This is a genomic window from Pseudoroseomonas ludipueritiae, assembly GCF_014490445.1.
Classification (GTDB): domain Bacteria; phylum Pseudomonadota; class Alphaproteobacteria; order Acetobacterales; family Acetobacteraceae; genus Pseudoroseomonas; species Pseudoroseomonas ludipueritiae.
This window is the reverse complement of the sequence record NZ_JACTUZ010000024.1, coordinates 21,892-43,068: the sequence shown is the minus strand read 5'-3', so window position 1 is coordinate 43,068 and position 21,177 is coordinate 21,892. Positions and strand designations below refer to the sequence as shown.

Below are 21,177 nucleotides of genomic sequence, written 5' to 3'. Positions count from 1 at the left end.
GCCGCCGCCGAGCTGCCGCCCGCCGCCCGCGCCATCGCCGACAATGCCGCCGCCATCGTGGCCGCCATCCGTGCCCGCGCGCCCGGCCTGCGCATCACGCTGGACCCGGTGGAGTTCCGTGGCCTGCATTATCACGTGGGCGTCGCCTTCACGCTCTATGGCCCCGGCAATACCGGGGAACTGGCGCGCGGCGGCCGCTACATGAGCGGGGAGGAGCCTGCCACCGGCATGACGCTCTACCCCGATGTGGTCGGCCGGGCCGTGGCGCCGCCCGCGGAGCCGCCCCGCGTCTTCATCCCGCGCGGCGCCGATGCCGCCGCGGCCGCCGCCCTGCGCGCGCAAGGTTTCATCACCCTGGCTGCCCTGTCCGACAGCGACACACCGCAGAGCCTGCGGTGCAGCCACATCCTGCGCGGCACCGTTGCCGCGCCGATCGAGGAGAACGCATAGCCATGGCCAATGTCGCCATCATCGGCGCCCAGTGGGGCGACGAGGGCAAGGGCAAGGTCGTCGACTGGCTGGCCAGCCGGGCCGATATCGTCGTGCGCTTCCAGGGCGGTCACAATGCCGGCCACACGCTGGTGGTGGGCAACCAGACCTACAAGCTGAGCCTGCTGCCCTCCGGCATCGTGCGCGGCAAGCTGGGCATCATCGGCAATGGCGTGGTGCTGGACCCCGATGCGCTGCTCTCCGAGATCGAGAAGGTGCGGGCGCAGGGCCTGGATGTCGGCCCGCACAACCTGCGGATCGCCGAGAACACGCCGCTGATCCTGCCGCTGCACCCCGCCATCGACAAGGCGCGCGAGGCCGCCCGTGGCGAGAGCAAGATCGGCACCACCGGCCGTGGCATCGGCCCGGCCTATGAGGACAAGGTGGCCCGCCGCGCCATCCGCCTCTGCGACCTGGCGGAGCCCGAGACGCTCTCCGCCAAGCTCGACGAGCTGCTGCTGCACCACAACACGCTGCTGAAGGGCCTCGGCGCCGAGACCTTCGAGAAGCAGGACCTGCTGGACCGCCTGCTGGCCCTGGCCCCCAAGCTGCTGCCCTTCTCGGAAGCGGTGTGGGAGCGGCTGGACGAGGCCCGCCACAGCAACAAGCGCGTGATGTTCGAGGGCGCGCAGGCCGTGATGCTGGACGTGGACCACGGCACCTATCCCTTCGTGACCTCCTCCAACACTGTGGCCGGCAATGCCGCCGCCGGTGCCGGCATCGGCCCGCACCAGATCGGCACCGTGCTGGGCATCGCCAAGGCCTATACGACGCGCGTCGGCTCCGGCCCTTTCCCGACCGAGCTGTTCGACGACGTCGGCAAGCGCCTGGGCGAGCGTGGCCGCGAGTTCGGCACCGTCACCGGCCGTCCGCGCCGCTGCGGCTGGTTCGATGCCTGCCTGGTGCGCCAGGCGGTGAAGGTCGGCGGCGTGCAGGGCCTGGCCCTGACCAAGCTCGACGTGCTGGACGGGTTGACCGAGCTGAAGATCTGCACCGGCTACCGCATCGACGGCGAGGTGGTGAAGCGCCTGCCGGCCGCCGCCGGCGCCCAGGCCAAGGCCGAGCCGATCTACGAGGTGCTGGAAGGCTGGTCCCAATCCACCCAGGGCGCGCGGTCCTGGGCCGAACTGCCGGCCAATGCCATCAAGTACGTGAAGCGCATCGAGGAACTGGTGGAAGCGCCGGTGACGCTGCTCTCCACCAGCCCGGAGCGCGACGACACCATCCTGGTCAGCGATCCCTTCGCGGACTGAGGCGCCAAAAAGAGAAGGGGCGCGGCCTTCGCAGGCCGAGCCCCTTTTTTTGTGTCCGCCGTTCCGGTGGATCAGTCCACCGTCAGCCGACGCTCCATGATCTGGGTCTTCATGCTCTTCTGGAGCTTCTCGAAGGCACGGACCTCGATCTGCCGCACGCGCTCGCGGCTGATGTTGTACTGCTGGGACAGCTCCTCCAGCGTGGTGGGCTCGTCCTTCAGCCGGCGCTCGATCAGGATGTGGCGCTCACGCTCATTCAGCGTCTTCAGCGCCTCGCCGAGCAGTTCACGGCGGTTGGACATGTCCTCCCGTTCCGCGATCTCGGTTTCCTGGCTCTCGCTCTCATCCACCAGCCAGTCCTGCCACTCGCCCTCGCTGTCGGCGCGCACCGGCGCGTTCAGCGAGTTGTCCGGCGAGGCCAGGCGACGGTTCATGGACACCACGTCCTGTTCCGGCACCTGCAGCACATGGGCGATCTTTTCCACCTGCTCAGGCTTCAGGTCGCCCTCTTCCAGGGCGGCCATCTGGCCCTTCAGCCGGCGCAGATTGAAGAACAGCTTCTTCTGCGCGGCGGTGGTGCCCATCTTCACCAACGACCAGGAATGCAGGATGTACTCTTGGATCGCGGCGCGGATCCACCACATGGCATAGGTAGCCAGGCGGAAGCCACGGTCGGGATCGAAGCGGCGCACCGCCTGCATCATGCCGACATTGCCTTCGCTGATCAGCTCGCCCACCGGCAGGCCGTAGCCGCGGTAGCCCATGGCGATCTTGGCGACGAGGCGCAGGTGGGAGGTAACAAGACGATGGGCGGCCTGCTGGTCACCGGCCTCCTTCCACGCCTTGGCCAGCCGGAATTCTTCCTCCGGCGTGAGCATGGGAAACTTGCGGATCTCCTGCAGGTAGCGGGAGAGGTTGCCCTCAGGGGCGATCGGAATCATCGAAGACGTAGTGGAAGCCATGGTTGCATCTGCCTCCTGCACCTGCCGGGAGCCCCTGTGACGGCGAGCCCCGGAGCAGGTCATCTGTCCGGGTCGCACCCCGCTGGGCCCTGACGCACCGCACTTGCCCCGCAGTCACGACGGGACGGGTCCGGCGGCCGCGCCATTGGTGTGGCACCCGGCGTTGGCGACTGGGAGAACGATATCAAGGGGCGGAGGGTTTCGCAAGAAAATCCCGACTGTAATAGTCGGGTTACCCGCCGTTACCATCCAGCAATGCGAGCAAGTGCTTGAAATCCTGCGGCAGCGGGGTGGTGAAGCGCAGGTTTTCTCCGGTAACAGGGTGCCGGAAGCCGAGTGACTCCGCATGCAATGCCTGGCGGGGGAAGGCCAGCAATGCATCGCGCGCAGGGGTGGGCAGGGCCTTGGCGCTGCCAGGCACGCGCTTGAGATAGACGGGGTCCCCCACGATGGGATGGCCCAGATGCGCCAGATGCACGCGGATCTGGTGCGTCCGCCCCGTGGCGAGGCGGCAGCGCAGCAGGGCGCAGGCGGTGCCCCAGGCCCGCTCGGTGCTGTAGCGGGTAAGGGCGTCCTTGCCGTTGCGGGTGACCACGGCCATGCGCTTGCGGTCGGTCGGGTGGCGGCCGATCGGCGCATCCACCTCGCCATTCGGTGCGCCGGGCACGCCCCAGGCCAGGGCGAGGTAGGACCGCTCCAGCGCCTCCCGGCTCGCGAAGGTGGCGGAGAGCACCTGATGCGCCCGCTCGGTCTTGGCCACGACCATGACGCCGGACGTGTCCTTGTCCAGCCGGTGCACGATGCCTGGCCGCTTCTCCCCTCCGATGCCCGCCAGCTCATCTCCGGCATGGGCCAGCAGGGCGTTCACCAGCGTGCCGTCCTGGTTGCCGGGGGCAGGGTGGACCACCAGCCCCGGCGGCTTGTCCAGCACGATCAGGTGCCGGTCCTCGAAGAGGATGGTCAGCGGAATGTCCTGCGCCTGCGGGGTTGCCGGCGCGGCGGGCGGCACCTCCACCCTGTAGGTGGCGCCGGCGCGTACCGGTTCGGAAGGGTCGGCCACCGGGGCGCCGTCCCGCAGCACCTGCCCGGCCTCGATCAGCGCCTTGACGCGGGAGCGGGAGAGCGTGCCTATCCCCGCCGCCAGGAAGCGGTCCACCCGCTGCCCCGCGGCCTCGGCGCTGGCGGGCAGGGTGAAGGCTTCCGCCGGCAAGGCAGTTTCCGTGGAGGTGTCAGTGCGCGCGCTCAAGATTCTGGTGTCCGTCATGGGCGTGCTCATCGTGGTAGCCACGGTGGCGCTGGTGTTCCTGGCCATCCAGCGCATGGGGCAGGCCGCAAAAGGGGTGAATGATCGTGTTGTGCCCGGTGCTAGCACGGAACTGGCCCTGCGGCAGCCCGCCGGCAGCCGCATCGCCGGCATCGCCACGCTGGAAGGCCGCTTGGCGGTCTGGGTGGAGCGGCCGGATGGCGGCCGTGTGCTGCTGCTGGACCCGCAGAGCCTGCGCCAGACGGGCGAGGTGCGGCTGGGAGAGTGATGCCGGGTCCTTCTGGCGGGGCGGGTGAAAATTTTCTTCCGTGACAGTCAGAAGGCACCTTGATCGGCGCCGCCAGGGCGGTTAGAAGCCCGCCACGCCCAACGAAGTCCCCTTCGTCTAGAGGCCTAGGACACCGCCCTCTCACGGCGGTAACAGGGGTTCGAATCCCCTAGGGGACGCCATCTCGCCGCTTCGCGGTTCGAGAATAGCGGCAGAAATCCACCACCATTGTCGATGAGTTCCCCTCACTGGGGAACCGGTCTGTTGCCTGCCCCGCATGGGGAGGCTGACACCTTCCCGCTGCCTGCTTATCTTCGAAGCCCGGGCTGTGCTTTGGGCTCATCGCATCGGGTGCTGGCGACCACTTGATCGTTTTGTCGGAAAAGCTTACGACAACTTACGATCACGTGATCGTGAAATCGGCTAAGAAAGGGCCGACCAGGAAGGTACCCGGATGAGCGCCCTGCAATATGCCCCGCCGCTATCGGATCTCGATCTGGCGTGGGAGATCACCAGCCGCGTTCTTCAGGAGGGCGCCGAGGATACGCGGATGCCGGCCCTCTGCCTGATGGCCTGCATCGTCGCCAAGTATCCTCTGGGCGTGCTGCAGGACCTCGCTGAGGACATGCTCTCCACCTTCATCGCCGAAGCCAAGGCAACGGCCGATGAGATCGACCTGATCCGCTACTTCCGCGCCTCCGAGAGCTGATCTCACAACTGTGCGGGATCGCCCGGCCATGCCGGCGCGTCCCTCCCCATCTCCTGCCTGAGCGTGACCTCGGCGTGTTCCCTAGGGAAAGGCGCCGGGCCAGCGGAGAGGAGATATGCGATGCCCGAGAGTGACTGCCCCGCTCCAGGTGCGCGCCCATGAGCGATGCGCGTCTTCTGCACCGCGCAAGCGGCCAGCCGCGCCGCCTGTTATCGCCGCTGCGCCTGCCTGCTGTCCTGACCCGCTGGCTCGACACCCGCGCCCGCGACCTGATGCAGCCGCCGGATGGCCCCGGCTTCGACTTCCGCCAGCCGCCCGGCGAGCCCGCGCTGATCCCGGCGGATTCACTCTCCTGGCGTGTCTTCAAGAACCCGGTCTCGCTCTTCATCGGCGGCGTGACGGCGGTGATCCTGGAACTGGCGGAGCCCGGGGTGCGGAGCGGAGTGTGGGAACATTCCTCCTTCCGGAGCGCGCCGGTGCGGCGGCTACAGCGCACGGGCCTTGCCGCCATGGTCACCGTCTACGGCGCCCGCAGCCAGGCGGAGGCGATGATCGCGGGCGTGGTGCGGGCGCATGACCGTGTCACCGGCCAGACCCCTGCCGGCCAATCCTATCGCGCCAATGATCCGGCCTTGCTGAACTGGGTGCAGGTCACTGCCACCTTCGGCTTCGCGGAAGCCTATCACCGCTACCTCCGGCCATTGGCAGGGGAGGAGATGGACCGGCTCTATGCCGAGGCGCTGCCCGCCGCGCGGCTCTACGGCGCCACCGATGCCCCGGGTTCGGAAGCCGAGCGGCAGGCGCTCTTTGCCGCGATGGCGGAACGGCTGGAGCCTTCGCCCATCGTCTTCGAATTCCTGGACCTGATGCGCCATGCCCCGGCGCTGCCGGCGGCGCTGCGGCCCTTCCAGGCGCTGCTGGTGCGCGCGGCGGTGGAGGCCACGCCGGACTGGGTCCGCGGCCGCCTTGGTCTTGGCCCGGAACTGGGCCTGCGCCCATGGGAGCGCCCGCTGGTGCGGCGGGCCTGCGCGGCGGCGGACCGGCTGCTGCTGCCCTCCGCCGCCCCGGTGCAGGCCTGCCTGCGGCTGGGCCTGCCGGCCGATTACCTCTTCCGCTAGGCGACGCTGTCCAGCGCCGCCGGGGTGCGCAGGTCCTGCTCGAAGCGGTCGCGCCAGCGTTCCAGGCTGTTGCGGCGCATCACCGCCATCATGGCCCCATGGCGCTCCCGCCGCTCCTGCAAGGGCATGGCGAGCGCCCGGGCCAGGGCGGCGGCCATGGCGCGCTCGTCATGCGGGTTCACCAGCAGGGCGGCATCCAACTCCCGCGCCGCGCCCGCGAAGCGGGAGAGCACCAGCACGCCGGGGTCTTCGGGGTCCTGGGCGGCGATGAACTCCTTGGCCACCAGGTTCATGCCATCCCGCAGCGGCGTCACCAGCCCGACGGCGGCGGCGGCATAGAGCGGCATCAGGTCCCGCCGCGCGAAGGAGCGGTTGAGGTAGCGAAGCGGCGTCCAGTCCAGCTCGGCGAAGCGGCCGTTGATGCGCCCGGCCTCGCCCTCCAGCTGCCGCCGGATCTCCTGATAGGCATGCACATCGGAACGGGAGGGCACCGCGATCTGCGCGAATTCTACCTGCCGGTGCCAGCCGGCATTCTCGGCCAGGAAGCGCTCATAGGCGGCGAAGCGCTGCGGCAGGCCCTTGGAATAATCCAGCCGGTCCACGCTCATCACCAGCGCGCGGCCGTTCAGGGAGGCCCGCAGCGCCTGCATCTGCGGGCTGTCGGCGGCGGCCTCGGCTTCCGCGCGCAGCATGTCCACATGCACGCCGATGGGATAGACGCCGGTGCGGATGATGCGGCCGGCCACGGCCAGCACGCCATCGGCGCGCGCCTCGCCGCCCATTTCCCGCAGCACGTAATCCGCGAAGGCCAGGCGGTCCGATTCGGTCTGGAAGCCGATCAGGTCGTACTGGCACATGGCGGCCAGCAACTCGGCATGCGCGGGCACATTCATCATGACCGCGGGGGCGGGGAAGGGCGTGTGCAGGAACAGCCCGATCCGGTTGCGCGCGCCGCGTTCCCGCAGGGCCTCGGCGAGGCAGAGCAGGTGGTAGTCATGCACCCAGACCACGTCCTCGGGTGTCATGAAGGCGCCGATGGCCTCGGCGAAGCGGCCATTGACGCGGCGGTAGCCCTCGAAATCCACCCAATCGAAGCGGGCCAGTTCCGCCTGGTAGTGGAAGACCGGCCACAGCGTGCCATTGGCGAAGCCGCGGTAATAGGTGTCGTAGTCCCGCTGGTTCAGGTCGGTGGTGTAGAGGCTGATGGGGCCGGAGCGCTGCTCGACCACCGGCAGGGGCGGGGTGACCATGTCGGGCACAACCTGCCCGCTCCAGCCGAACCAGCGGCCGCCCTTCTGGCGCAGCGCGTCCATGACACCCGCGGCCAGGCCGCCGGCGGTGGGCTCGCCCTCCGTGATCGGGGCGACGCGGTTGGAGACGACGATGAGGCGGGACATGGGATGCGCCCTGTCGAAGTGATGACGGGGTGATTGGCAGGTGCAATTTGGGCGGAATTGCGCCGGGCTACGGCAATTTTAAAGGCGTGGGCGCCCGGATCAGGTCAGAACCGAGCCTATATTCCGCCATATTCGGTTTCTATGTTGCAATTGGGTACGGGAGCTCTTGAGGGCTGGCCAGAGGGCCGCGCCCATTTCCAGTATCGTCGTAGTTCATGCGACCCGTGACTTCGGCGGGCCGTGGGAAGGAATGTTTCATGCGTATCGCGCAAATCGCTCCGCTGTTCGAGGCCGTTCCGCCGAAGCTTTACGGCGGCACCGAGCGGGTGGTGCATTCGCTGACCGAGGAACTGGTCGCGATGGGCCATGAGGTGACCCTTTTCGCCAGCGGCGACTCGGTCACCAGCGCGAAGCTGGCCGCCATGCGGCCGGAGGCCCTGCGCCTGGACCCGACGGTGAAGGACTGGGTGGCGCATTACATGCGCATGGTGGAAACGGTTGGCCGCCGCGCCGGCGAGTTCGACGTCATCCATTCCCACATCGACTATTTTCCGCTGGGCCTGCTGGACCGCCAGAACACGCCCTTCCTGACCACGCTGCACGGCCGCCTGGACCTGCCCGAGTTCGGCGAGATCTATGGCACCTATGCCCATACGCCTTTTGTCTCGATCTCCGACCACCAGCGGCTGCCGATCCCGCAGCTGAACTGGGCGCGCACCATCCTGCACGGCATGCCGGCTGAGCGCCTGAAGCCGCTGGACGTGAAGCGCGACTATCTTGCCTTCCTGGGCCGCGTCTCGCCGGAAAAGGGGCTGGACCGCGCCATCCGCATCGCCGCCGCCGCCGGCATGAAGCTGAAGGTCGCCGCCAAGGTCGACAATGCGGACAAGGCCTATTTCGACAGCGAGATCAAGCCACTGCTCTCCATCGGCGATGTCGAATTCATTGGCGAGATCAACGACGACCAGAAGCCGGAATTCCTCTCCGGCGCCCACGCGCTGCTCTTCCCGATCCGCTGGCCCGAGCCGTTCGGCCTGGTGATGATCGAGAGCATGGCCTGCGGCACGCCGGTCATCGCCTTCCGCCACGGTTCGGTGCCCGAGGTGATGGAGGACGGCCTGACCGGCTTCATCGTCGAGACCGAGGAAGAGGCGCTGGCCGCCCTGAAGCGCCTGCCGGAACTGGACCGCGCCCGCGTGCGCCAGCGCTTCGACGAGCGCTTCACCGCCCGCCGCATGGCGCAGGACTATGTGGACCTGTACCAGGAGCTGATCGAGGCCAAGAAGTCGCCGCGCCTGCGGGCTGTCGCCGGCGGCAACTGAGGCCAAAGCCTTCCACGATGCGATGGCGGCGGGTGCGGAAAGCGCCTGCCGCCATCGGCGTTTTCAGCCCTTGTCGCGCGCCTGCCAATCCGCCAGCGGAATGCGCGGCACGTTGATGATGTCGGTGGTGCGGGCATAGCCGCCGCCGCCATGCATGCGGCCGATCAGCCCGAGCCTCGGCGTGTCCACGTAGCATTTCGCCGCGTCCAGCACGCAGTCGTCCTGCACATGCGCGGCCAGGATGGTGCCCAGCACCAGGGTATTGCCGCCGAGCGGCACCAGTTGATGCGTCTCGCATTCAAAGGCCACGGGGCTTTCGGCGACGCGGGGCGGCTTGACCAGGCTGCTCGGCACCGGGGTGAGCTTGGCTTCCGCCATCTCATCCACCTCGGGCGGCAGGTCGATGGCGGTGATGTTCATGGCATGCACCGCCGATTCCGGCACCAGGCAGACCACGAACTGCCCGGTGGCCCTGATATTGGCCAGGGTGTCCTTATCCGTATGCGGCCCGCCGATGGAGACGCCCAGCACCGGCGGATTGCTGGAAAAGGCGTTGAAGAAGGAGAAGGGCGCCATGTTGATGCCGCCCTGCGCGTCCTGCGTCACCACCCAGGCGATGGGGCGCGGCACCACTGTCGCCGTCAGCAGCTTGTAGCGGTTGTTGGGCGAGGTGGTGGCGAAGTCGAACATCATGGCGGGCTATCTTTCAGCGGGGAGCGAGGGCCATGGTGGGCAGGGCGGCGGGGCCTGTCCAGCCGCCCGCCGCCACGCCGTCTATGCGCTGACCGGCACGGCCGCCACCGGCTCCCGCCGGATGGCCAGGGAGATGCCGGCCGCCACGAGTCCCGTCACGCCCGCCAGCACGAACATGGTCAGGTAGTCGCCCTGGGTGTCGCGCAGCAGCCCGCCCAGGAAGGCGGCGCTGGCGGCGCCGATCTGGTGGCCAGCGGCGATCCAGCCGAAGACGATGGGGGCATCGCGTTCCCCGAAGGCATCGGTGGCCAGCCGCAGCGTCGGCGGCACGGTGGCGATCCAGTCCAGCCCGTAGAAGACCGCGAAGATGGAAAGGCTGTAGAGCGAGAAATCGGAGTAAGGCAGGTAGATGAGGGACAGGCCGCGCAGCCCGTAATACAGGAACAGCAGCTTGCGCGGGTCGTAGCGGTCGGTCAGCCAGCCGGAGAGGGTGGTGCCGACGAGGTCGAAGATGCCCATCAGCGCCAGCAGCCCGGCCGCCCGCACCTCCGGGATGCCCATGTCGCCGCAGAGCGCGATGAGATGCGTGCCCACCAGCCCGTTGGTGGTGAAGCCGCAGACCCAGAAGGTGGCGAAGAGGTACCAGAAGGCGCGGGTGCGCGCGGCGCGCTTTAGGCTGCCGAAGGTGATCGAGAGCAGCCCGGTGGGCGGCGGCGGCGGCACGAAGCCCGGAGGGGCGCCATAGGGCACCAGCCCCACCGAGGCCGGCTTCTCCGGCACCAGCCACCAGACCAGCGGGATCACGGCGGCCACCACGGCCGACACGGTCAGCACCACCGGGCGCCAGCCACCGGCCTCGGCCAGGGAGGCCAGGATGGGCAGGAAGATCAGGCTGCCCGTGGCGGTGCTGGCGGTCAGCACGCCCATGATCAGGCCGCGATGTGTGGAGAACCAGCGGTTGGTGATGGTGGCGCCCAGCACAATGGCTACCGCGCCGCTGCCGATGCCGGAAAACACGCCCCAGCTCAGGATCAGGTGCCAGGGCTGGGTCATGAAGCTGCTGGCGGCGGTGGAGGCCGCCATCAGCGCCAGGGCGCAGAGCAGCGTGCGGCGCAGCCCGAAGGTGGTCATCAGCGCCGCCGCGAAAGGCCCCACCATGCCGTAGAGGAAGATGCCGATGCCGGCGGAGAGCGCGGTGGTGGCGCGGCCCCAGCCGAAGGCTTCCTCCAGCGGCAGGATCAGCACGCCCGGCGTGGCGCGCAGGCCGGCGGCCGCGAGCAGTGCCAGGAAGATCACGCCCACGACCACGAAGGCGTATTTCTGGCCAAAAGGCCTACGCTGGACTATATGCATGTTACTAACCGGTACGTTGCTGAATCGCAGAGTACGTACCGATCGGTAACATCGTCAAGGCCGATCCGCACACATGAGCACGACCGCCAAGCCCAGCGCCGCCGCCCGCATCCGCCAGACCGCGGCCGAGCTTTTCTACCGGGCCGGCATCAGGGCGGTGGGGGTGGACGAGATCGTCCATCGCGCCGGCGTCACCAAGCCCAGCCTGTACCGCGCCTTTTCCTCCAAGGACGAATTGGCGGCAACCTACCTGCGCGATTACTGCGATGCCTTCTGGGGGCGCTTCGATGCGGCGCGGGCGGCCCATCCTGGCGACCCGCGGGCCCAGATCCTGGCCTTCCTGCGCGGGGTCGGGGAACGCGCGATGCGGGATGGCTATCGTGGCTGCGGCCTGACCAATGCCGCCGTCGAGTACCCCGAGGCCGGTCATCCCGCCCGCCTGGTCAGCGAAGCCCATAAGCGGCAGCTCCGCGCCACGCTCCGCGAGATGGCGGCCGCCATGGGCGCCACCGACCCGGCGGCGCTGGGCGACGGCCTGCTGCTGTTGATGGAGGGTGTCTTTGTTTCCGGTCAGATCTTCGGCGATGGCGGGCCGGCCGGTGCCGCCGCCGCCAATGCCGAAAAGCTGATCGACGCCTGGGTGCCGGTTAGCGGGCGGCCAGGGTGAAGCTGGTATCGAAGGCTTCTGCCACCGAGATGGCGCGGGAGAGCACCCCGAACTGCACGGCCTGATCGCTGGCCTGCTGCAGTTCCGCCACCAGGGCCGCATCCACCGGGACAGCCTTGGTGGCCTGGTTCTCGTAAGCGCGGCGCAGCAGCGGCTCCGGAATGCGGGTGAGAGCCGAGGTGCTGCGGGCGAAGGCGGGGACATTCCCCCGCGCCCAGTCCCAGCCGCGCTGCTGCCGCACCAGGAATTCCTGCAACAGCGGCCGCTTGTCCTTCAGCGTGTCCACATGCACCGAGGTCAGGCTGACGGTAGGCGTTAGCCCTGTGCCGTCGCGCAGCACGCGGGCGCCGAAGCTTTCCACCTCAATGGCCACATAAGGTTCCCAGATCGCCCAGGCATCGACTGAGCCGGAGCGGAAGGCCAGCGCCGCATCCATCGGCCCAAGCGCCGCCTGTGTCACCTCGGCGGGGTCGATGCCGGCATCCTTCAGCGCCGCGCGGACGAGGTACTGGCCCCAGCCGCCGCGGTTGGCGGCCACCTTGCGGCCGCGCAGGTCCGCCAGGCTGCGGATCGGGCTGTCGCCGGGCACCAGGATGGCCTGGCTGCGCGCCTCGGCCCGCGTGGCGCCGACGGCGCGGATCGGCGCCCCATTGGCATAGACGCCGAGGAAGGCGAGGTCGCCCTGGCTGCCCACATCCAGAGCGCCGGCATTCAGGGCCTCCAGCAAGGGTGCGGCGGCGGGGAACTCGCTCCACTCGATGCGGAAGGGCAGGTCGCGCGCCTGCCCGGAAGCCTCCAGCAGGGAGCGGATGCCGCCTTTCTGGTTGCCCACGCGCAGCACGGGCAGGGATTGCGCGCGCAGGATGGCGGGGGCGGCGAGAATTCCGGCGGCGGCCAGTAGCGTGGCGCGGCGCCGGATCACGATATCGGTCATGGCAAGGCCTCTTGTCGGCAGAACGGAAGGAGAGGTCGGTTCAGTGCCGCCGACATCGTCTGCGTCCCGTTTTCCAGGGCCGGATGAAAATGCGGATCGGATCGGACATGGGCCGCTTCCTGTCACCAAGCCGGTGACAGGATTAACGATTCCGATACGCCGGTAAATAGTTTAATCGGTAATTTATAGTGAAATAAGATAATCCACTATGTTGTGGCCGGATAAGGCGGTGCCTCGCCGCGCAACAGCACGGCATCGACATTGTCCAGGGCACGGAAGCCCATGGCATCGCGCGTCTCCACCGTGGCACTGCCCAGATGGGGTAACAGCACGACATTGGGGGCGCTGTGGTAGCCTTCGAAGATCCGTGGCTCGCCGTCGAAGACATCGAGCCCGGCCGCGCGCAGATGCCCGCTTTCCAGCGCCGCGCAGAGCGCCGAGTCATCCACCGTGGAGCCGCGCCCGGTATTCACCACGATGGCGCCGGGGCGCAGCAGGGCGATGCGCCGCGCGTCCAGCCAATGCCGCGTGGCCGCGCCGCCGGGGATATGCATGGACAGCACGTCGATGGCGCCGAGGAAGCTCTCGTCGCTGTCGTGATAGGTGGCACCCTGCGCCTCAGCCTCCGGCAATGGGCGGCGGTTGCGGTAATGGATCTCCATGCCGAAGCCACGCGCCATGCGCGCCAGGGCCTGTCCGATGCGGCCCATGCCGAGGATGCCCAGCACCTTGCCTTCCAGCGTCACGCCCATGAGCTGCGTCGGCGCCCAGCCGGTCCATTGGCGGGCCCGCACCATCCGCTCGGCCTCGCCACCGCGGCGGGCGGCGGAAAGGATCAGCAGCATGGCGATTTCGGCGGTGGCGACGCTCAGCACGTCCGGCGTATTCGCCACCGGGATGCCGCGCGCCGCCGCCGCCCCTAGGTCGATATGGTCCGTGCCGGCGCTGAAGGTGGCGATGATCCGCACGCTCTCCGGCAATGCCGCGATGGTCTCGGCATTCAGCGCATCCCCGGCGGCGCAGAGGATGCCGGCGGGCTCGGCCTGCCGTGCGGCGGCAACGATCTCAGGCCCCGTCATCGGCGTATCGGCGGCATTGGGGATGGTGGCGTAGTCGCGGGCGGCGCGGGCTTCCACCGCCGGGGGAAAATGGCGGGTCAGCAGCAGCAGCGGCTTGGACATCGGTGTTCGGCCTCCCTGGCATGGCGCGGTTCGGTGGCCAGCTTGCGGGCGGGCGCCGCCGCCGCCAAGGGGGGTGGGCTTGCCTTCACCCCGCGTTGCGTTCACCGTCCGCGCGGAATCGCACGGCTGTGCTTGCGGGAGAAAAGCAGATGGATCTTGGTCTCAAGGGGCGTCGCGCCCTGGTGATGGGTGGCTCGAAGGGCCTGGGCCGCTCGGTGGCCGATGCGCTGGCCGCCGAGGGCGTGGCCATTGCCGTCTCGGGCCGCGAACAGGCGAGCCTGGACAAGGTGGCGGCCGAGCTGAAGGCGCTGGGTGCTTCCAAGGCTGTCGGCATCCCCGCCGATGTCGCCTATGGCGAGCAGATGGACGCGCTGGTGGACAAGGCCGCGGCCGAGCTGGGCGGCATCGACATTGTGGTGCTCAACCACGGTGGCCCGCCGCAGTGCACGGCCGCCGACATCAAGCAGGAAGACCTGACCACCTGGTTCCAGCGCATCGTGCTCTCCCCCATCCGAGTTGCGACGCGGGTGCTGCCGGCCATGCGGGCGCAGAAGTGGGGCCGCGTCATCGCCATCGGTTCCTCCGGCATGGTGCAGCCGCTGCCGAACCTGGCGCTGTCCAACACCCTGCGCGCCGCCATCGTGGGCTGGAACAAGACCCTGGCCGCCGAAGTGGCGGGCGAGGGCGTGACCTGCAATATCCTGGCCCCCGGCGCCATCCGCACCAACCGCAGCATCGAGCTGGCGGCCGGCGCGGCGCAGAAGGCCGGCAAGACGGCCGAGGACATCATCGAGGCCCGCAGCAAGACCATCCCGGCCGGCCGCTATGGCGAGCCCGCCGAGTTCGGCCCCATGGGCGCCTTCCTGGCCTCCGACCGCGCCGCCTATACGACCGGCCGCATCCACCTGATCGATGGCGGGGTTGTTGGCTGTGTCTGAGACTCTCCGCAGCAACCTGACGCCGGACATGGATCTGGCGTCGCGGTTGTTCGATGAGCTGCGTGCCAACAGCACCGACGGCCTGGGCGTCACCCGTGACGCCTATGGCGCCGGGGAGCGGATGGCGCATGACCTGGCGCGGCGGGAAGCCGAGGCGCTGGGGCTGGACGTGCAGGCCGACCCGGTCGGCAACCTCTACATGACGCTGCCCGGCACCGACCGGGCGGCGAAGAAGGTGCTGCTGGGCAGCCACCTGGATTCGGTGAAGGAAGGCGGCAATTTCGACGGCGCCGCCGGCGTGCTGGCGGGGCTGGCCGCCGTGGCCGGGCTGAAGCGCGCCGGCTTCCGCCCCAGCCGCGACATCACCGTCATGGCGACGCGGGCGGAAGAGGCGGGGGCCTGGTTCCCCACCTCCTATCCCGGCAGCCGTGGCGCGCTGGGCATGCTGAAGGCCGCCGAGCTGGAGGTGAAGCGGCAGGACACCGGCCGCAGCCTCGCCGACCACATGCGGGAAGAGGGCTTCGACCCCGATTTCGCCGTGCGTGGCGAGAAGGTGGTGACGCCGGACAACACCGCCGCCTTCCTCGAAGTGCATATCGAACAGGGCCCGGTGCTGGACGCCGAGGAAATCCCTGTGGCGGTTGTCACCGGCATCCCCGGTTCCCGCCGCCTGCGGCAGGGGCGGGTGCTGGGCGAATACAACCATTCTGGTGGCACCCCGCGCCGCTACCGCCGTGACGCCGCCATCGCCCTGGCGGAACTGGCGCTGGGCCTGGACGAGGAATGGGCGCTGCTGGAAGCGCATGGCCACAAGCTGGTCTGCACCTTCTGCACCATGGCCACCACCGAGGAAGCCGGCTTCACCAAGATCGCGGGCGAGGCCACCTTCATGCTGGACGTGCGCAGCGTGAACCCGGCCAGCGTCGATGCCATCTTCGCGCGGCTCGCCGTGCTGGTGCCGGAGATCGAGGCGCGGCGCGGCGTGACGTTCGACCTGGGTCCGGAGACGGGCTCCACCGCCTCTCCCATGGATGCCGGGGTGCGGGCCGGGCTGGCGCGCGCGGCGGAAGCCATCGGCGTGCGGCACACGGAGATGGCTTCCGGCGGCGGGCATGACGCGGCGGCCTTCGCGGCGGCGGGTATCCCGGCCGGCATGCTCTTCGTGCGCAACCAGAATGGCAGCCACAACCCGCATGAGGCGATGCGGATGGAGGATTTCTCCGCCGCCTGCGCCGTGGTCACCCGCTGGCTGGCGGATGTGGCCGGTTGAAGCCTGAAGTCTACATCGACGCCGATGCCTGCCCGGTGCGGGACGAGGTGTTCCGCGTCGCGGAGCGCCTCGGCCTCATCGTGCATGTGGTCAGCAACGGGGCGCGCGGCATCCGCCTGCCGGAGGTGGACTGGGTGAAGCGCGTCATCGTGTCCGAAGGCGCCGATATCGCGGATGACTGGATCGCCGAGCATATCGCCGAGCATGATGTCTGCGTCACCGCCGATATCCCGCTCGCTTCCCGCTGCCTGGCCAAGGGCGCGCGGGCGCTGAAGCATAACGGCACGGTCTGGACCACCGACAATATCGGCGGCGCCCTGGCCGGGCGGGCGGTGGCGGAGCACCTGCGCTCCACCGGCGCCACCACGCGCGGCCCGGCGCCGATGCAGGGTTCCGACAAGTCCCGTTTCCTCTCGGCCCTGGAAACGGAATTGCAGGCGGCGATCCGCGCCAAGGAATCGCCGCCGGTGTCGCTCTGGCGGCCGATCGAGTGGTGAAGGCCGCTCCCTAGCCCAGCAGCTCGATATACCGGGCGGCGGAGCGGGCCACGATCTCCGGCCCATCCGCCAGGACCTCCTGCCCCTTGAAGGCGCCGTAGATGCGGCTGTAGCGCCAGGGTGCCAGCCGCGCCGCCACGCGGCGGATCTCGGTGGCGGGCAGGGGCATCATGTTGGGGTAGCTCCACATGAAGGAAACGCGGCGCGCGCCTGGCGCCACCTGCACAATGTCGCCCGGCAGCAGCGCGCCCGCGCCATCCTCGGTGCCAGCCCAGTGCAGCACGGTGCCGCCGGCGAAATGCCCGCCGGCGCGGATCAGCGTAACGCCGGGCAGGATTTCCAGCGTCTCGCCGTCCCAGAAGTGGATGGCGGGATCGGGACGCATCACCCATTCACGGTCGGCGGCATGCAGGTGGACCGTGGCGCCGAAGGCAGCGGCCCAGTCCTGCATCGTGGTGTAGTAATGCGGGTGGGAGATGGCGATGGCCCTCACCCCGCCCAGGCCACGCACCAGTTCCTTTGTCGCGTCATCCAGCAACGCGATGCAGTCCCACAGGATATTCCCGGCGGGCGTGCGCAGCAGGAAGGCGCGCTGGTTGATGGCGAAGGCGGGCATGGTCTGCACGCTCAGCAGGCCGGGCTCGTGCTGGCGCCAGGCATTCACATGCCCCTCGGCCAATGCCTCACGCGAGATCCAGGCCTGGCCGCTGGCGGGAACATATTGCCGCTCATCCTCGCAGATGGGGCAATGGGCGGGGGGGTGCGGCGCATCCGGGTAGGAGGTGCCGCAGGCCTTGCAAAGAAAGATCGTCATCCGCTCCTCCTTTCCCCGCCGGTTTGGCTGGTCAGCCGGGGATCAGTTCGATCCGCTGCATCTCCATCGCATCTACCGCGTCGCGCGAATACAGCAGCGGCACATAGGCGCCGCGCGACCAGCTCGGCGCCAGGTCCGCATAGTGCGGGGAGCGCGGGTCGCCCGACTGGCCCGGCGCATTGATGGCGATGCTCTTGTCCCACTCGCCGACATCCATCACCAGCCGCACGGAGGCGCCGTACATGGCGCGGAAGTCGCTGGGGCGGTAGCCCGTATGCATCGGCGTCGAGGCGCTGCCACCCACCGGCAACGGCCCGACATCCAGATGCGCGGGCGCATCCGGCAGGCCGGAAAGCGCATGCTGGAAATAACCGTGGTGCAGCTTGCCCCATTCCCAGCCGGAGGGGGAGGCGCCCATCCGCTTCTCGCAATCACGGAAGGCATCGGTCAGGCAGCTTGCCAGCAGCGCATCGCGCCCCGCCGCCGGGTCGGTGCCGAAGCGGTTGTCGGGCTGCTCCAGCACGCGCAGCAGCACTTCATTGTCCTGCGGCAGCAGCAGCGGGCGCAGCGAGGCATCGGGCACCAGCGCCTCCAGCATCCGCGGCTTCAGGAACTTCGCCAGGAAGACCTCGAAGAGCGCGGCGGCGGCGCTGTTGGCGCGCAACTGGTGGTCCCATTCCTCCAGCAGTGTCAGCGCCGCCCAGAGTTCCGGCGCCGCACCGCTGCGCGGCAGGCGCAGCAGCAGCGCGCAAAGCCGCCGCGCGGGGATGGACAGAACATCCGTCTGCAGCGCCGCCGAATCCTCCACGCGGTGCAGCGGCTGCTCGTTGATGCCGATCCGCCCCAGCACCTCGCGGATGCGGCGGGCGCGGGAAGCCTCGGTCCACTCGAAGCCGAACATCTTCTGCTCGTGCGGCCAATCCGCCGGCAGGTTCTGCTCATTGGCGGAGGCGACGAAGCCTTCCGGCGGATTGACGATGGTGGGGTATTCCGCCGGGTCCAGCAGGCCGGACCATTCGTAGCGGCCATCGCCCGGCATGGGCAGCAGGCCATCCCAGTTGGGGCGCTGCGGCGCGTAGCCGGCGGGCATCCAGGCGATGGTGCCGGAGGTATCGGCGTAGACCTGGTTGACCGAGGGCGTGCCCCAGCCGCGCATCGCCTCCTGGTAATCCTCCAGCGTCGTGGCGCGCATGCCGGTGAGGCTGCGCAGGTAAGGCGCGGAGCCCGGCAGCGACCAGACGGTGCGGACGGCGACGGCGCGGCCCGGCGCCTCGGCGATGATGGGGCCGTGGCGGGTGAAGCGCAGCGGCAGGCTCTGCGTCTCATGCCCCTTCACGGTGAATTCGGCCATTTCCTCGATCATCGGCTCATAGCCGTCGCCGTAGCGATAGCTGCTGCCATCGCCGATGGTCTCGTAGACCATGACATCTTCCTGGTCGGCACCATGGATGGTCAGGGCAAAGGCCGCCGTGCCGTTATGGCCGATGGAGATGCCCGGCACCGCCGGCTCGCCGGCGCCGATGGCGTTGAAGCCCGGCGCTTCCAGATGGACGATGTAGCGCAGGCCCGGCGCTGCATGGGCGCGGTGCGGGTCGCTGGCCAGGATGGGGCGGCCACTTTCGGTGCGGCTGCCATGCACGGCCCAGTTGTTGGAGCCTTCCATCTCGGCCTTGCGCATCACTTCGCCGCTATCCGCCACCTGGGCCCAGCGGCGCCAGTCCTCCAGCGGCGCAGCGAGGCGCTCCGGGCTGAAGGTCACCGCCGCGGTGGCGAGCTTGAAGATATCGAGGCAGGCGGTTTCCAGGCTGCCGAGGTCCAGGTCTTCCGGCCGGGTCGGCTCGCGCATCGGCTCGATATCCTTGCGCAGCAGGTCGGTGGCGAGGTCGGCGCGCGCCAGCACGGCGGCGCGGATGACTTCGGAGAGCGCGTTGCGCGTCAGGGTATGGGTGCGGATGCGCACCACGTCGTCGGCGGCCCAATGCGCGGGCTTCGTGCCCATCTGCGTGAACTCGGGCGGCAGGCGCCCGGGCTCCCGCTCGCAAAGATCGACATAGGCATTGATGCCGGCGGCGAAGGCGCCGCAGATGACGCGCGCATCCGGCGCATAGGCGGCGAATTCGGCGTCCATATCGCCGCGATACAGGAAGAGCCGCGCGGCGCGGTCCTGCGCCAGGTAGCCGGGGCCGAAGTCGGCCGCCAGCAGCCCCAGGCCGCGCTTGCGCCAGAGGTCGATCTGCCACAGCCGGTCCCGCGCCGCGTTGAAGCCCTGGATGAACCAGAGGTCGGCCTCGGATTCCGCGCGCAGGTGCGGCACGCCCCAGCGGTCCACCACGATGCTGGCGGGGGCCTTCAGCCCTTCCAGCGTGATCGTTTCCCGCGTGGCGGTGGGGGGCGTGGCGTCGGTCATGGGGCAGGCTTCCCGCTCTCTGTAGCGGCGGCAGGCTAGGGGGCAGGGGAGAGATGCGCAATCCGCGCAAGGCGGCCTGATCGTAGCGGGATGGCTGGATCAACCGGCATACCCGATGCATGATCCGCGCCTCCTGTGTGACCTGAGGACTGCCTGCCATGGCGCTGCGCTGCGACATCATCATCCGCGATGCCACGATCTTCGATGGAACCGGCGCGCCCCGGCGCCTCGGCGATGTCGGCGTCACCGGCGACCGTATCGTGGCGGTCGGCGACCTCGGCGGCGCCAGCGCGGACCGCGAGATCATCGCCACCGGCAAGGCCCTCGCGCCCGGCTTCATCGACGCGCATACGCATGACGACCGCGCGGTGCTCTGCGGCCCGGCCTGCACGCTCTGCAAGATCAGCCAGGGCGTGACGACCGTGGTGGTGGGCAATTGCGGCATCAGCCTCGCGCCCATGCGCCATACCACCAAGCGGCCGCCGGCGCCGCTGGACCTGCTGGGCGATGAGCAGTGGTGGACCTTCGACAGCTTCGGCGACTATGCCGATGCGCTGAAGAAGCAGGGCAGCGAGGTGAACACCTATGCCCTGGTCGGACACCAGACGCTGCGGGTGGAGGCGATGGAGGGCGACGTGCACCGCCCGGCCAAGGATAGCGAGATCCACCGCATGCACGCGCGGCTGAAGCAGTCCCTGGCCGAGGGCGCCTCGGGCTTCTCCACCGGCCTTTATTATCCGCTGAACAAGGCGGCGACGACCGAGGAGGTGATCGCGGTCGGTGAGGCGCTGAAGACCACCAACGGCCTCTACACCAGCCACATGCGCGACGAGGCCGACCATGTCCTGGCCTCGATCGAGGAGACGCTGCGCATCGGCACGCGGCTGGGCCTGCCGGTCCATATCAGCCATCACAAGTGCTCGATGCCGGAGAATTACGGCCGCAGCGTGCAGACCCTGGCGCTGATCGAGGCCGCCGCTTCCATGCAGGAAGTGGCCTTCGACATGTATCCCTATCCCGCCGGCTCCACCGTGCTGATGCCGGAGAAGGTGCGGGCGGATACCCGCGTGCTGATCAGCTGGTCCGTGCCTTACCCGGAAATGGCGGGGCGCGACCTGTCCGAGATCGCGCGCGGCTGGAACACCGACATGCGCGGCGCGGCCGAGCGGCTGCTGCCCGCCGGCGCCGTGACCTTCCAGATGGACGAGGAGGATGTGCGCCGCATCATGCGCCATCCGCTTTCCATGATCGGCTCTGACGGCCTGCCGCATGACGCCAAGCCGCATCCGCGCCTCTGGGGCACCTTTCCGCGCGTGCTGGGCTTCTATTCTCGCCAGCTTGGCCTCTTCGACATGGAGACGGCGGTGCACAAGATGACCGGCCGCTGCGCCCAGGTCTTCGGCATGGTGGACCGTGGCGTGATCCGCGAGGGCGCCTATGCCGATCTCGTGCTGTTCGACCCCAACACCGTCATCGACAACGCCACCTTCGAGAACCCGGTGCAGATGAGCCTGGGCATTGAGCAGGTCTGGGCCAATGGCGTGGTTTCCTTCGCCGAGGGCAAGGCGACGGGCGCCAAGCCCGGCCGGCTGGTGACGCGCGGCCGCTGAGCAGGACTTCATCTGCGCTTCATCCCCTGTC

General features: G+C 69.0%; 20 protein-coding genes and 1 tRNA gene. 12 read left to right on the top strand and 9 right to left on the bottom strand.

The window, feature by feature from the left end; all coding sequences use genetic code 11:
- Both IBL25_RS08530 and IBL25_RS08525 read left to right on the top strand, forming a co-directional pair.
- The coding region (locus IBL25_RS08530; protein ID WP_187778131.1) for an ATP phosphoribosyltransferase regulatory subunit at positions 1-450 on the top strand (450 nt) is incomplete at its 5' end.
- Between the two features lie 2 nt (positions 451-452).
- Positions 453-1,742 (top strand): adenylosuccinate synthase, encoded by a 1,290-nt coding sequence (locus IBL25_RS08525; RefSeq protein WP_187778130.1) that lies wholly within the window; start codon positions 453-455, stop codon positions 1,740-1,742.
- A gap of 71 nt (positions 1,743-1,813) precedes the next feature.
- Here the strand turns inward: IBL25_RS08525 and rpoH are convergent, their stop codons facing one another.
- Positions 1,814-2,704 (bottom strand): RNA polymerase sigma factor RpoH, encoded by an 891-nt coding sequence (gene rpoH, locus IBL25_RS08520; RefSeq protein WP_187778129.1) that lies wholly within the window; start codon positions 2,702-2,704, stop codon positions 1,814-1,816.
- Between the two features lie 232 nt (positions 2,705-2,936).
- Complete coding sequence (locus IBL25_RS08515) at positions 2,937-3,968, bottom strand: RluA family pseudouridine synthase (RefSeq protein ID WP_187778128.1); 1,032 nt, start codon at positions 3,966-3,968, stop codon at positions 2,937-2,939.
- Between IBL25_RS08515 and IBL25_RS08510 the strand changes: the two genes are divergently transcribed.
- From IBL25_RS08510 to IBL25_RS08495, 4 genes are all read left to right on the top strand, one after another.
- Positions 3,937-4,236: a DUF6476 family protein gene (locus IBL25_RS08510; RefSeq protein WP_367615579.1), complete on the top strand. Its 300-nt coding sequence runs from the start codon at positions 3,937-3,939 to the stop codon at positions 4,234-4,236. The two genes, IBL25_RS08515 and IBL25_RS08510, sit on opposite strands and share 32 nt — an antisense overlap.
- A 106-nt stretch (positions 4,237-4,342) precedes the next feature.
- Positions 4,343-4,418, top strand: a tRNA-Glu gene (locus IBL25_RS08505).
- Between the two features lie 272 nt (positions 4,419-4,690).
- Positions 4,691-4,945, top strand: coding sequence for a hypothetical protein (locus tag IBL25_RS08500; protein WP_187778126.1), 255 nt, complete (start codon positions 4,691-4,693; stop codon positions 4,943-4,945).
- Between the two features lie 158 nt (positions 4,946-5,103).
- On the top strand, positions 5,104-6,063 hold the full coding sequence (locus IBL25_RS08495; RefSeq protein WP_202986722.1) for an oxygenase MpaB family protein: 960 nt from the start codon (positions 5,104-5,106) through the stop codon (positions 6,061-6,063).
- Here the strand turns inward: IBL25_RS08495 and otsA are convergent.
- Positions 6,060-7,460, bottom strand: a complete 1,401-nt coding sequence (otsA, locus tag IBL25_RS08490; protein ID WP_187778125.1) for an alpha,alpha-trehalose-phosphate synthase (UDP-forming) — start codon at positions 7,458-7,460, stop codon at positions 6,060-6,062. The genes IBL25_RS08495 and otsA overlap by 4 nt on opposite strands.
- A gap of 257 nt (positions 7,461-7,717) precedes the next feature.
- Between otsA and IBL25_RS08485 the strand changes: the two genes are divergently transcribed.
- Positions 7,718-8,782 carry a glycosyltransferase family 4 protein gene (locus IBL25_RS08485; RefSeq protein WP_187778124.1) on the top strand — a complete coding sequence of 355 codons (1,065 nt, stop codon included), beginning with the start codon at positions 7,718-7,720 and terminating at the stop codon, positions 8,780-8,782.
- Between the two features lie 63 nt (positions 8,783-8,845).
- On the opposite strand, the gene IBL25_RS08480 is transcribed toward IBL25_RS08485, so the two are convergent.
- Positions 8,846-9,475 (bottom strand): flavin reductase family protein, encoded by a 630-nt coding sequence (locus IBL25_RS08480; protein WP_187778123.1) that lies wholly within the window; start codon positions 9,473-9,475, stop codon positions 8,846-8,848.
- 81 nt (positions 9,476-9,556) lie between these two features.
- A complete protein-coding gene (locus IBL25_RS08475; RefSeq protein WP_187778122.1) occupies positions 9,557-10,828 on the bottom strand; it encodes an MFS transporter in 1,272 nt (423 codons plus the stop codon).
- A 73-nt stretch (positions 10,829-10,901) separates the two neighbouring features.
- On the opposite strand from IBL25_RS08475, the gene IBL25_RS08470 reads away from it, so the two are divergent.
- Entirely contained in the window at positions 10,902-11,495 is a 594-nt protein-coding gene (locus IBL25_RS08470) for a TetR/AcrR family transcriptional regulator (protein WP_187778121.1), read from the top strand.
- Here the strand turns inward: IBL25_RS08470 and IBL25_RS08465 are convergent.
- Entirely contained in the window at positions 11,476-12,429 is a 954-nt protein-coding gene (locus IBL25_RS08465) for an ABC transporter substrate-binding protein (RefSeq protein ID WP_187778120.1), read from the bottom strand. The two genes, IBL25_RS08470 and IBL25_RS08465, sit on opposite strands and share 20 nt — an antisense overlap.
- A 206-nt stretch (positions 12,430-12,635) precedes the next feature.
- The gene (locus IBL25_RS08460; RefSeq protein WP_187778119.1) at positions 12,636-13,610 is read right to left on the bottom strand and encodes a 2-hydroxyacid dehydrogenase; all 975 of its coding nucleotides are present in this window, start codon (positions 13,608-13,610) and stop codon (positions 12,636-12,638) included.
- A gap of 149 nt (positions 13,611-13,759) precedes the next feature.
- On the opposite strand from IBL25_RS08460, the gene IBL25_RS08455 reads away from it, so the two are divergent.
- From IBL25_RS08455 to IBL25_RS08445, 3 genes are read left to right on the top strand one after another with little or no spacing between them, the layout of a single operon-like run.
- Positions 13,760-14,548, top strand: a complete 789-nt coding sequence (locus IBL25_RS08455; RefSeq protein ID WP_187778118.1) for an SDR family oxidoreductase — start codon at positions 13,760-13,762, stop codon at positions 14,546-14,548.
- Positions 14,541-15,818 (top strand): hydantoinase/carbamoylase family amidase, encoded by a 1,278-nt coding sequence (locus IBL25_RS08450; RefSeq protein WP_367615578.1) that lies wholly within the window; start codon positions 14,541-14,543, stop codon positions 15,816-15,818. The genes IBL25_RS08455 and IBL25_RS08450 overlap by 8 nt, the downstream gene beginning before the upstream one ends.
- Positions 15,815-16,315, top strand: a complete 501-nt coding sequence (locus IBL25_RS08445; RefSeq protein ID WP_120636956.1) for a YaiI/YqxD family protein — start codon at positions 15,815-15,817, stop codon at positions 16,313-16,315. The genes IBL25_RS08450 and IBL25_RS08445 overlap by 4 nt, the downstream gene beginning before the upstream one ends.
- 10 nt (positions 16,316-16,325) lie before the next feature.
- On the opposite strand, the gene IBL25_RS08440 is transcribed toward IBL25_RS08445, so the two are convergent.
- Together IBL25_RS08440 and IBL25_RS08435 are read right to left on the bottom strand one after the other, a co-directional pair.
- Positions 16,326-17,129, bottom strand: a complete 804-nt coding sequence (locus IBL25_RS08440; protein ID WP_187778116.1) for an MBL fold metallo-hydrolase — start codon at positions 17,127-17,129, stop codon at positions 16,326-16,328.
- A gap of 31 nt (positions 17,130-17,160) precedes the next feature.
- Positions 17,161-19,536, bottom strand: a complete 2,376-nt coding sequence (locus IBL25_RS08435; protein ID WP_187778115.1) for a penicillin acylase family protein — start codon at positions 19,534-19,536, stop codon at positions 17,161-17,163.
- A gap of 158 nt (positions 19,537-19,694) precedes the next feature.
- Between IBL25_RS08435 and IBL25_RS08430 the strand changes: the two genes are divergently transcribed.
- Positions 19,695-21,146 carry an N-acyl-D-amino-acid deacylase family protein gene (locus IBL25_RS08430; protein ID WP_187778114.1) on the top strand — a complete coding sequence of 484 codons (1,452 nt, stop codon included), beginning with the start codon at positions 19,695-19,697 and terminating at the stop codon, positions 21,144-21,146.
- Positions 21,147-21,177 lie beyond the last annotated feature (31 nt).

Coding starts and splice junctions, on each gene's coding strand:
- IBL25_RS08525 (WP_187778130.1), top strand. CDS start 453: ATGGCCAATGTCGCCATCATCGGCGCCCAGTGGGGCGACGAGGGCAAG.
- rpoH (WP_187778129.1), bottom strand. CDS start 2,704: ATGGCTTCCACTACGTCTTCGATGATTCCGATCGCCCCTGAGGGCAAC.
- IBL25_RS08515 (WP_187778128.1), bottom strand. CDS start 3,968: ATGACGGACACCAGAATCTTGAGCGCGCGCACTGACACCTCCACGGAA.
- IBL25_RS08500 (WP_187778126.1), top strand. CDS start 4,691: ATGAGCGCCCTGCAATATGCCCCGCCGCTATCGGATCTCGATCTGGCG.
- IBL25_RS08495 (WP_202986722.1), top strand. CDS start 5,104: ATGAGCGATGCGCGTCTTCTGCACCGCGCAAGCGGCCAGCCGCGCCGC.
- otsA (WP_187778125.1), bottom strand. CDS start 7,460: ATGTCCCGCCTCATCGTCGTCTCCAACCGCGTCGCCCCGATCACGGAG.
- IBL25_RS08485 (WP_187778124.1), top strand. CDS start 7,718: ATGCGTATCGCGCAAATCGCTCCGCTGTTCGAGGCCGTTCCGCCGAAG.
- IBL25_RS08480 (WP_187778123.1), bottom strand. CDS start 9,475: ATGATGTTCGACTTCGCCACCACCTCGCCCAACAACCGCTACAAGCTG.
- IBL25_RS08475 (WP_187778122.1), bottom strand. CDS start 10,828: ATGCATATAGTCCAGCGTAGGCCTTTTGGCCAGAAATACGCCTTCGTG.
- IBL25_RS08470 (WP_187778121.1), top strand. CDS start 10,902: ATGAGCACGACCGCCAAGCCCAGCGCCGCCGCCCGCATCCGCCAGACC.
- IBL25_RS08465 (WP_187778120.1), bottom strand. CDS start 12,429: ATGACCGATATCGTGATCCGGCGCCGCGCCACGCTACTGGCCGCCGCC.
- IBL25_RS08460 (WP_187778119.1), bottom strand. CDS start 13,610: ATGTCCAAGCCGCTGCTGCTGCTGACCCGCCATTTTCCCCCGGCGGTG.
- IBL25_RS08455 (WP_187778118.1), top strand. CDS start 13,760: ATGGATCTTGGTCTCAAGGGGCGTCGCGCCCTGGTGATGGGTGGCTCG.
- IBL25_RS08440 (WP_187778116.1), bottom strand. CDS start 17,129: ATGACGATCTTTCTTTGCAAGGCCTGCGGCACCTCCTACCCGGATGCG.
- IBL25_RS08435 (WP_187778115.1), bottom strand. CDS start 19,536: ATGACCGACGCCACGCCCCCCACCGCCACGCGGGAAACGATCACGCTG.
- IBL25_RS08430 (WP_187778114.1), top strand. CDS start 19,695: ATGGCGCTGCGCTGCGACATCATCATCCGCGATGCCACGATCTTCGAT.